Here is an 11,904-nt window from a genome sequence, read left to right on the forward strand (position 1 = left end):
TAAACATTTCTTGTTCTTTACTCATTGTAGTTATTTTTGAGCAAAGCTATATCCAGGATTGCACTCTAGCAATACGTGCTTGGTGGGGTGGATACGATATAAAGAAGTTTCTGAAAGAATTTGAAGTCAGTTTTAAATCTTATTTTTTAAAAATATTTAGTGATACTACCTGGAGAGGGAATAAAAAAAGCTTGAATGACAAACTGTTTATTTTAGAGGAGAAGATAATCCTTCAAGTGGAGAATGATCGGGTATTTTTACTTTTTGAAACTATGGATGGGACGCTTCTAAAGAAAATCAAAGACTTTGTTCCGAGATTTCATAAAAAGAAGCAATCTAAGCCGGAAATATGTGTGATTATTAATGACAGGCAAAGCTTAGCTACAAGAAAAATCAAGTTTAAAAAGCCAGATTTAAACCTTGAAGAAAATTATGCCGATGATTTCCCTTTAGTACACCAACAAATAAAGGAACAACTAAAAAAGAAAAAGGAGAGCGGACTATTCCTCTTACATGGAAAACCCGGTACCGGCAAGAGTACTTATATTCGCTATCTCATAAAAACCATAAAAAAGAAAACCATTTTTCTTTCGCCAAGAACGGCGGGAAGCCTGGATAATGTAGAAATGACCAGGCTGTTACTGGAAAACCATAACTGTATCCTAATCATTGAAGATGCTGAAGAACTTATGGTTTCGCGAAATCACCAGCGCAATTCAAACTTATCGACAATCCTAAACCTTACCGATGGAATTTTAGGCGAAAGCCTGGGAATTCAAATAATCGCAACATTTAATACCGATGTTAAAAATATTGATGCCGCATTACTGCGCAAAGGTCGGCTTAAAACCACTTACGAATTTAAGCCGCTATCTGTTGCCAAAAGTGAGCAGCTTTTAAAGAAAAAAGATATCGATATCCAGATAAATCATCCTATGAGCCTGGCCGAAATTTATCATTTTGATGCACAAAATAAAATTCAGCAAGAACCTGCTACAGCGATGGGATTTGCGAAATAAATCATTAATGATCGCCTAATGTTAAAGGAACCTTTTTATTCTTTAAGATTTTATTTAGATTTACAAACAATCTGCACTACCCTACTCCGCAGATTTATTTTTGACCCAAAATCAAGACCTATACATGACTCAACAAGTACACAATAAACTGGTATCTTTTATCTGGTCTATTGCAGATGACTGCCTGCGCGATGTTTACGTTCGCGGAAAATACCGGGATGTAATTCTGCCTATGGTGGTTTTACGCCGCCTGGACGCTTTACTCGAACCTACCAAAGATGCCGTGATGGAAGAGCTGGCCTTCCAGCGTGACGAAGCCGGATTTACCGAATGGGACGAAGGCGGATTGCGTGAAGCTTCCGGCTATGTGTTTTATAATATTAGCGATTTTACGCTTCAGAAATTACACAATACAGCCACCAATTCCCAGCAAATCCTTCAGGCGAATTTTGAAGATTACCTGAATGGTTTCAGTCCCAATGTAAAAGAGATCATCGATAAATTTAAGCTGAAGAGCCAGATAAGGCATATGGCCAATAAGGATGTATTGCTGGATGTGCTGGAAAAATTCACTTCTCCGCATATCAACCTTACGCCTTTTGAAAAAGAAGATCCCGATGGCAGGAAGCTTCCCGCACTTTCCAACCTGGGAATGGGGTACGTTTTTGAAGAGCTCATCAGGAAATTTAACGAAGAGAATAACGAAGAAGCGGGAGAGCACTTTACGCCAAGAGAGGTGATAGAATTGATGACGCACCTGGTTTTTGAGCCTATTAAAGATAAACTGCCGCCGGTAATGACCATTTACGATCCTGCCTGCGGAAGTGGAGGAATGCTTACCGAAGCCCAAAATTTTATTAAGGATGAAGCAGGCCTTATAAGAGCTACCGGCGATGTGTATCTCTACGGAAAAGAGATCAACGACGAGACTTACGCCATTTGTAAAAGTGATATGATGATTAAGGGGAACAACCCTGAAAATATTCGGGTGGGTTCCACACTTTCTACCGACGAATTTGCCGGCACCAGTTTCGACTTTATGCTTTCGAATCCGCCGTACGGAAAATCCTGGAGCAGTGAGCAGAAATATATCAAGGACGGGAAAGAGGTTATAGACCCTCGTTTTAAAATCCAGTTAAGAGATTATTGGGGAAATGAAGAAGAGGCCGATGCCATTCCGCGTTCTTCAGATGGGCAGTTGCTGTTCCTTATGGAGATGGTAAATAAAATGAAGCCGGAACACCAAAGTCCTTCCGGTTCCAGGATAGCTTCGGTACATAATGGTTCCAGCCTGTTTACCGGGGATGCCGGTGGTGGAGAAAGTAATATTAGAAGGTATATTATTGAAAATGATCTTCTGGAAGCCATTATCCAGATGCCGAACAACCTTTTTTATAATACCGGTATTACAACCTATATATGGCTGTTGAGCAATAATAAAACTAAAGACCGAAAAGGCAAAGTACAGCTGATAGATGGCGGACAGTTATACCGAAAACTGCGGAAAAATCTTGGGAATAAAAACTGCGAATTTTCTCCTGAACATATAAATGAGATCCTTAAGAATTATACCGAAATGCAGTCGGTAAGCCGAAAGATAGATCCTGAAACCAATGCTGAAATAGAAGGCCTGGCTTCGCAGGTCTTCGATAATGAAGATTTTGGCTATTACAAGGTTACTATTGAAAGGCCAAAAAGATTAAAAGCTCAGTTTACGACAGAAAAAATTGAAGAACTTCGCTACGATAAACAATTAAAGGAACCTATGCAATGGGCTTTTAATGAATTTGGCGATGAGGTTTATACTAAACTGAAAGAACACGAAAAAGAGATCCTGGCCTGGTGCGAGAAAAACGACCTGAATCTAAGCAGTAAAAATCGTAAAAAACTGCTGAGTTCCAAAACCTGGAAAAAACAGAAAGACCTTCTGGAATTAGCTGAAACGCTGCATAAGGTAATTGGCGAAAAAGAATATGCTGATTTCAATTTGTTTAAAAAAGAAGTAGATGCGAAGCTGAAAGAATTAAAGCTGAAACCCGGAGCTTCCGAAAAAAATGCAGTATTTGGTGCGATTAGCTGGTATGATGCCGAAGCTAAAAAAGTAATTAAAAAGAAGCTAAAATTAAGCGGTGAAAAACTGAGTAATTTACTGGCGCATTTAAATTGTAAAGAAGAAGACCTGGCCCATTTTGGTTATTTCCCTTCCGGAAAGCCCGGAGAATATTTTGTTTACGAAACCGAAAGCGACCTAAGAGATTACGAGAATGTACCTTTAAAAGACCAAATTCACCAGTACTTTTTAGAAGAAGTAAAACCTCATGTGGAAGAAGCCTGGATAGATCTTGATAAGACAAAAATTGGCTACGAGATAAGCTTTAATAAATATTTCTATCGCCATACACCATTGCGCTCCTTAGATAAAGTTGCTCAGGAGATTCTGGAGCTGGAAGAGAAGAACGAAGGTTTAATTATGGATATTTTAAACCTGGCCTAAATGGAAGTTTTAAAAGAAAAAGCACAGCTACAAAGATATACTGCTTATAAGGATTCGGGAGTAGAATGGCTGGGTGAGGTTCCGGAGCATTGGGAAAGCGTAAGAATGAAATTTCTTTACACTGATTACTCAGAGAAAAACAAGAAAGATGAAGAACTTCTTTCCGTAACGCAGGATAAAGGAGTAGTTCCGAGAAGTTGGGTTGAAAACAGAATGGTAATGCCTTCTGGAAATTTGGAGTCATTTAAGTTTATTCAAAAAGGAGATTTTGCTATAAGCTTAAGATCATTCGAAGGTGGTTTGGAGTATTGTCATCATGACGGAATAATCTCACCAGCTTATACAGTTTTAAAACAAAGACGAAAAGATCTGGAATCGTCTTATTACAAATACCTTTTTAAAAGCCATTCCTTCATTTCTGAACTGCAAACAAGTGTCGTTGGAATTAGAGAGGGAAAAAATATCAGCTTTAATGAACTTTCATATTCATTAATGCCCATTCCTAGACCAGAAGAACAAACCGCCATAGCCAATTTCCTGGATAAAAAATGCGGCAAGATCGATACTGCCATAACGCAAAAGCAAAAATTGATCGAACTTTTAAAAGAGCGCAAGCAGATCGTTATTCAAGAATTGGTTACCGGTAAAAAAGTTTGGAATAAAGAAAAAAATGCCTGGATTGAGCCTGTCGAAGTCAGGGATTCCGGCGTGGAATGGATTGGGGAGATCCCGGAGCATTGGGAGGTGAAAAGACTTAAAAATGTTTGTAGAATCAATTTGAATTCACTACCCGAAACAACACCTAAAAATTATGAATTTCAATACGTAGATATAGGGAGTGTATCTTTTGAAAAAGGTGTAACAGTAACTGAAACTTATAAATTTAAGTCAGCTCCATCTAGAGCTCGTCGAATTGCAAAAACCGGAGATACTGTAATTAGCACAGTAAGAACCTATTTAAAGGCAATCGATTTTGTTGATGAAGTGAAATCTGCTTATATATATTCTACTGGTTTTGCAGTACTTCAACCGGAGTCAATTGTTTATCCAGAATTTTTAGCATTCTTAGTTAAAAGTAATTCATTTACTGATCAAGTAACTATTAATTCTAAGGGGATGAGTTACCCAGCTATTAATAGTACAGATTTAAGTAACCTTTTTATGGTGCATAGTGACTATGGTACTCAAAAAATGATAGTAAGATATTTTAAAGAAGAATCAGCTAAGTTGGAAAAATCCATCAATCTCAATCTTAAACAAATCGAAAAATTAAGGGAATATAAGAGCAGTTTAATAGACGCGGCGGTGACGGGGAAGATAAAGGTTTCGTAATTTTAAAAAAAACTATCCAATGAGCAAAACAATTAGTCGACATCTTAATAGATTTTTACTCGATCCTAATAATTATCGATTTATTGATAATAAAGATTACCGATCAGTCGAAGAAGGAGATATTTCCAATCCAAGAATTCAGGAGAGAACTTTTAATTTATTAGCTGGCAAGAACAACGAAAATATCTTAGACCTAATAAAAAGCTTTAAATCCAATGGTATTCTAAAAGACCCTATCCAGGTAAAAGAACTACCAGATGGCAATTATTTAGTTGTAGAAGGAAATCGAAGAACTGCCGCCCTAAAACAACTGTATAGAGATTTTCAGGAAGCTAAGGATACAGGAAAAATGGAAGAAAAGGACTTCAAGAGTATTGAAGTCGTTTTAATTTCTGATGAAAGTCCGGTGGAACATTTAATTACAATGGGCATTCATCATATCAGCGGTAAAAGGAAATGGAGTCCCGTAAATCAAGCACAACTCATTCGGGATCTCGTAGAAAAATATAAAATACCTGAGGCGGATGTTTGTGATTCCTTAGCAATTACAAAACATAACTTAAAAAGAAGCCTAAGAACTTTAGCTTTAATAGATAGATATAAGGCAAGCGATTTCGGAGATCAGTTTCAGACCAATATGTATTCGGTATTTGAAGAAATTATTAAAAATACAAAAGTAAAAGCTTGGTTACAATGGAGTGATTCTACAATGAGTCCCGAGAATTCATTAAATGAAGAAAGATTATTTCAATGGATTTCAACAGAATATACTACTGAAGAAAATGAAATTGATGAAGAGGTAGAAATAACCAAAGAACCAATAATAACTAAAAGTCATGAGATTAGAGAATTGTCAAAATTCATTGATGATCCTGAAGCTGTGGATAAAATGGAAAACTCCAGAAGCATTACGGAAGCCTTTGCACTTAGTGATGCAGTTGGAGAGTCTAGATTAAAAAATGCTATGCAAAGCATATCTAAGGAAGTAAATACTGCCTTCCAGTTTAGTGAATATCTAAAGGATGATGATTATCAACAAATTGAACATTTAAAAATAAAGTTAGATAGGCTTATTCCTAGTTTTAATTCAAATGCTGTTGTTTCTGCTGGATACAGTACTAAACAATATTTCTTGTCGATTTCTTCTCATTTCGATAGTGTGGAAATTAACAAGTATAAAAAATTGAAAAACACATTTTTAAGAAAAACAGGTCGTGTAAATATAATAGCAGGAGGAAACAATAGTGGGAAAACCTCTTTACTAGAAGCGATATATTTACAAGCTAATTTAAATGATGTTCATGCCTTAATTGAATTAGAAAGAATTAGAGGCAATTTCGGTGAAGAAATACCTTCTAATTGGATTGATGAAATTTTTCAAGATGAAATAATTATTTCCTCTGTATTTAACGAAACAGAAAGTGCTCTGGAAATAGCTTATGAACAGACAGATGAACATATTGATAAGAGTAACTACATTAAATCTATAATCTGTCAAGCTCAAGTAAAAAATGATTTTCTGGACAGTAAAATGCATCTTTATGCAAATAGAGAACCTACTCTATATTATGATGAGGTAAAAAAACTTTGTACTGCTGCTATAAGTAGTCCGTTTCGATATACACCAAAACTTCTTGAGAGAGCTCATGCTAAAGCAATAGAAGAACAATATTTAACTAAAATCATTTCATTCATTAGAAAATATATAGATCCCAAAATACTGAAAATTGAATTGACGACAATAGATAAAATTAAGCGTTTTATGGTCTCACTTGAAAATTCTGATTTAGCTCTCGATCTCACCCAATATGGAGAAGGTGTTCAGAGAGTCTTCGAGATTGGTCTTTTAATCGGGTATTGTAAAAATGGAGTTCTCTGTGTCGATGAAATTGACAGTGCAATTCATAAAAATCTTTTAATCGATTTCACTGCTTTTATTCAAAAACTTGCAGATGAATTTAATGTGCAGGTATTTTTAACAACTCATAGTAAAGAATGTATTGATGCATTCGTACAGAATAATTACCCTGATGATAATTTGATTGCATATGCTTTGTCCAATGAGGAAGAAAGCACAAAAGCTAAATTTCTGGAAGGAAATAAACTCAAGTCTCTTGTTGAATCCATTAATATTGATATAAGATAGTATGCCTAAATTAAGTATTGTATTATGTGAAGGACCTCATGATGTAGCTTTTATTTCTAAAATATTAAAAGCTGATCTATTCAAAAGTAAAGAGAACTTACCTATTAATGATTATCCTCAGCCTATTTCATCCATGTTAATAAATGAGGTAAAGGAAACAAATATTGAAGAACTTAAATTCCAGGAATTAAAAAAAGCCTTGTTGCCTAGTGCCATTTTAAAGAAGGAGGAACACTTCATTTTTCTTTACGCAATTGGAGGAGATTCTAGGAAAGATATTCGTAAAGCCTTTCTTTCAACTTTGATTTCTTTTATTCCGGAAGAAGGAGAAATTGAAATTCTTCCAACGGATACAGAATTAAACTTATTATACATTTTGGATGCCGATAATTTGGGAATACCCGCAAGAATAAATCAGATTAATGAGGAGTTGGAAAATGAGATAGGGGTAAAACCATTTAATGGAGTTGGACTATCAAAATATAAAACACTAGGATTAGGAATATATATTTTTTCGGCAGAACATGGAGTGGGAAAGTTGGAAGATCTTTTAATGCCCCTCATGGAAGAGAATAATGAGGATATTTTTAAAGAAGCAAAAACATTTTACAATAATTTTTATGATGTAGATCGAGATAAAAGAAAAAAAAGTGATCAAAGTAAAGCAGCAATTGGTATTTCTGGACAGCTTCAAAAAGCAGGAATGACTAATAGCGTAATAATTGGTCAGTCCGATTACATTACATCGGAAAAGATCAAAAGGAATGAGAAATGCCAAGAAATATTAACCTTTTTCAGTAAGATTTAAGTTAGGGAGTCTTAGTAGGTCTTCTATTAACATGCTCAAAATAGAAAAAGATTGAAAATAAGTAAAAACTATTTTAAAATTAATGAATGACCAAAGAACAAGTTTTAATTGAAATGGATGAATGCCTCGATTGTGGCAGTGTTTCTGGTTTTGAAGAACAATTCGAAAATCTATTAAAAATTTATAACGATGAGGAAGTCAGTTTAATCCTTGCCCAATATCTGATGGAAAAATATATGCGCTTTAAAGCCGATGGCCTGGCCAGTTATATGGAAGCAGCTATCCGAATGCGGCCTAACCTGGCAATGATAAACCATCCTGAAAACCCGCTTTTTAAATTGGCGATAATTAGAGGTTCAAAAGATCTATATGATTGTTATATGGAAGAAGCTGTTTTTCCATTTTTATCCAATGTTGTTGAGGATGAACATCAGGATCATTACTACGAATTACTGTCGGTCGCTGAGAAAATGGACGAGATGATCTTTCAGAATTACGAACCTCGCATAAAAGGTTTGCATTATAATAGCGGTGTAAAAGGGATAGAAAGGCAAGATAGAATATCTATAAGTCAGGAAGATTATGCAATTATTGAAAATACGATGGAAGCTTACAATTCAATTGTTGGCAGAAAAGAGATTTTGGAGGATTTAAATAAGAGAATTGAACAAATTGATTAAGAATGGAAGAAAATTTCTCATCATCTCCAGAGACTATTGAAAAAGACTCTCCAATGGAAATTAAAGAAAATCATGACGAGAGGCTTGAAGAAAAAATTAAAGTAACAAGTTGTTCTATTGCAGATCTTTTTCAGCTTCAAAACGTTGCCTTGCCAGGAACGAATATCTCTGGAAAACTTTCGATACCTGAATACCAGCGACCATACGTTTGGAGAAAAAGACAATTATCGAAATTAGTTGATGATTTTTCGAAGTTTTTTAATTCTTACGAGCTCGGGGACCCCCATTATTACTTGGGTAGTATTATTATTCACCAGACGGATGAGAATTTAAATATTATTGATGGCCAACAAAGAATTACTTCTTTATTACTCTTAGCTGAAATCCAAAACTTCTTATCAAAACCTAAAGTTACTTATTCGTCACCGCAAAGTATTTTTAGAATAAAAGAGAATATAGAATTTTTAAAATCTAAAAAGCTTCCTGCAATTAATTGGAGGCTTCTCAACGTAACTTTAGTAATTACAGATAATGAAGATGATGCCTATACTTTTTTTGAAACTCAAAATACTGGTGGTGTAAGACTCTCAGGTGCAGATATCATTAAATCCCATCACCTAAGGGCAATAAAAGATAAGAAGTTATTAAATAATAAGGCTCAAAATTGGGAAAGCAACAGTAATGATAATACAAAATATGTCATCGAATTGCTTTGCAAAGCACGATGTTGGAACATCGTTTTTTGGGAAAATTTTCCTTTTTACAAACACAAACGAGCAATTAAAAATAAGGTTGTAGAAAAATTCACGGAAAATACAGAAAAAGAGTCCCGCAATATATCTTTCATTCAGGCCGAAATCGAAAAAACAAATTTTCAGGAAAACATTCGCCTAACTTCTCATTTGAAATCTCTAAGGCAACCACTCTACGATGGAGAGAATTATATCGATTTTCTAACAGAATATGTTGAAACCTATGAAGTATTATTTTTGAAAAATGAGGATTACCGAATTGATCCAAGATTTTATGATTTTAGAAATAAATTAATAAGTGGTAAGGACGGTACAATATTTTTAAAAGAATTATTTGAAATACTACTTCTCTGCTATGTGAGTAAATTTGGATATAAGGATATTTATGAATTTTCACTGTGGACATTTCGCTATGTTTATTCTCTTAGAGTCATAAAAAAGAGAACAGTGAGAGAGGACACTATGACCAGTTTTGTAAAAGAAACTTTTATTCTTGATAAGGTATTTAGCACCTATTCGCATAGAGAAGTGATAAATATTCTTAAAAAATACTCCTATAAATTTAATGATGAAAATTGTGGGGACAACAATGTAAAAGGAAGGTATATTCGAGGATTGGGAAAATATTTTACAATTAACTTTTCGAATGGAATCGTAACTAAAGATTTCGATAGTAAACTAAAAAAAGATATATATGGAAAAATGTAATCCTCTTCAATTCAAGAGTGAAATAGTTTGTCTTCAAGATCTTTCAACAGCAATATTTTCCATTCCTACTTATCAACGTCCATATGTTTGGAAAATTGAACAAATTGATAAGCTTTTGAAAGATTGCGCTAATGCATTTTCCTTTAATAAAGATAAGGGTTATTTCATAGGTACTATACTTACTGACAAAAAGGACAACAATTATGAGTTAATTGATGGACAACAACGGTTTACTACCTTGTGGCTTATTGCGTTTGTTTACTATAAAAAAGGCATAGAGAGCAAAATCACAAATTTTCTTAGAGACGGTGATAACTTAAGGCTGGATTTCGAAATTAGAAAAGAGGTAAGTAATTATTTTGAATTGCTACTGGAACATCCAGATGAGGCATTGAAAAAATTTGATTCAGAAGAACTTGAAGAAAAACCTTATCTAATTAATATAATAAAAGCGGTTACAATTATTAATGGAATATTAGAGACCCTTATAAACCCAAAGACTAAACAACTAATTGATTTTAAAGATTTTGGTGATTATTTATACACCCAGCTCAAAATTGTAAACAATATTACTCCTCAAAATGAAAAGTTTGATTTAAATAAATTATTTGCCACGGTAAATAATTCAGGAATTCAATTAGAACAAACAGATATTGTAAAAGCTAACCTGCTTAGCAAAATAAAAACAGACAAAATTTTATTCAGCAAAATTTGGGAATCATGTGAGAATATGAGTGAATATTTCGAAAGAAATGTCCGAAAAGTTTTTGCTGCTACTAATTGGAAAAACTTAAAGCCACAAGATTTTGCGGTCTACAATAAAGATATCTTTTTGTTCAAACAAGAAGAAGAAATAGATGAATTAGCACTGGGCTATAGTATTCAAGATATCGATGAAGGAAAGGCAGATGAATTTGCTATTAATTCTCCATTGGAGGAAAAGAATAAGCAATACGAGATAAACTGTGACTCTATCCTAAATTTCGGCCAATTACTTCTTCACACATATCGAATCTACTTATACAGAAATAGAAAACCAGATTTTAATGTACCTTTTCATATAGATCGGTTAATAAGCATTTTTAAAAACTTACAGGAAGATACAGAAGAAAATATTAAAAGTTTTTTTGAACTTTTATGGGAGGTCCGTTATGCATTTGATTCTAACATCGTGAAATGGATAACAGATTTAGACACTAAAGAAAAACACCTAGAGTTAAGTGTCGTTACAAAAAATGATCAAAAGGAAAACTACACCTATTTCGGTCGCAATGTAATTGAAAAATCTGAGCAGTTAATGTTGCAGAGTGTACTATATTTTACCGGTGATTATCTCCGTCAATATTGGCTCACCCCATATTTATATTTTTTACTTGTAAACAAGGAAAATGATTTGAATCAATTAGAAAAAATTGATAATCAAATGTCACTAACGAAGAAAACTGACAAGGAAGCTAGTTTCTTGTTGCTTAACCCAAACTACAACCTTTCAAGGGATTTTATTCTAAAAGATTACTTAAATGGGAATTTAGGTACTTCATTTCAACATTATTGGTTTCTTAAGCTTGAATATATTCTCTGGAAAAATTGGGAAGATCAAAAAGATCCGAAGTTCCAGAAATATAGAATTACTTCCAAAAACTCAGTAGAACATATATACCCACAAAACCCAGAGTTTGCGAAACGCCTGGAAAAACGGCATATGGATAATTTCGGAAATTTAGTATTGCTAAGCGTAAACCAGAATTCGGAATATAGCCGTAAAGCGGTAAATGTAAAGCGAGAAGAGTTTAGAAACAAAACAGGTTATGACACATTAAAATCCTACCACATATTTAATAGTTATACTGCGGAATGGAAGGAAACAACAATAGAATTGCACAAAGAAGAAATGATAGATCTATTTATAGCCCATTACGAAACTTCAAGTTTTTTTAATTCTCCTTTTCAAATTTGACTAGCCAT

The 11,904-nt window shown here is 34.1% G+C and carries 8 protein-coding genes; all 8 read left to right on the forward strand.

Going from position 1 to position 11,904, the window contains the following annotated elements; genetic code table 11:
- Positions 1–1,019, forward strand: a 1,019-nt coding sequence (locus BUA71_RS16430) for an AAA family ATPase (protein WP_072881731.1), incomplete at its 5' end; no start/stop codon positions are given.
- Between the two features lie 124 nt (positions 1,020–1,143).
- A complete protein-coding gene (locus BUA71_RS16435; protein ID WP_072881733.1) occupies positions 1,144–3,513 on the forward strand; it encodes a type I restriction-modification system subunit M in 2,370 nt (789 codons plus the stop codon).
- Positions 3,514–4,845, forward strand: a complete 1,332-nt coding sequence (locus tag BUA71_RS16440) for a restriction endonuclease subunit S (RefSeq protein WP_072881735.1) — start codon at positions 3,514–3,516, stop codon at positions 4,843–4,845. It abuts the gene before it with no gap.
- Positions 4,846–4,864: 19 nt separating this feature from the next.
- A complete protein-coding gene (locus BUA71_RS16445) occupies positions 4,865–6,991 on the forward strand; it encodes an AAA family ATPase (protein WP_072881737.1) in 2,127 nt (708 codons plus the stop codon).
- Between the two features lies 1 nt (position 6,992).
- Entirely contained in the window at positions 6,993–7,799 is an 807-nt protein-coding gene (locus BUA71_RS16450) for a DUF3226 domain-containing protein (RefSeq protein WP_072881739.1), read from the forward strand.
- Between the two features lie 86 nt (positions 7,800–7,885).
- Positions 7,886–8,479 carry a hypothetical protein gene (locus BUA71_RS16455; RefSeq protein ID WP_072881741.1) on the forward strand — a complete coding sequence of 198 codons (594 nt, stop codon included), beginning with the start codon at positions 7,886–7,888 and terminating at the stop codon, positions 8,477–8,479.
- A gap of 2 nt (positions 8,480–8,481) precedes the next feature.
- A complete protein-coding gene (locus BUA71_RS16460) occupies positions 8,482–9,939 on the forward strand; it encodes a DUF262 domain-containing protein (RefSeq protein ID WP_072881743.1) in 1,458 nt (485 codons plus the stop codon).
- Positions 9,926–11,896, forward strand: a complete 1,971-nt coding sequence (locus BUA71_RS16465) for a DUF262 domain-containing protein (protein WP_072881745.1) — start codon at positions 9,926–9,928, stop codon at positions 11,894–11,896. Before BUA71_RS16460 ends, BUA71_RS16465 begins: the two co-directional genes overlap by 14 nt.
- The last annotated feature ends 8 nt before the right edge of the window (positions 11,897–11,904 follow it).

The sequence above is a fragment of the Salegentibacter echinorum genome (assembly GCF_900129445.1).
GTDB lineage: Bacteria > Bacteroidota > Bacteroidia > Flavobacteriales > Flavobacteriaceae > Salegentibacter > Salegentibacter echinorum.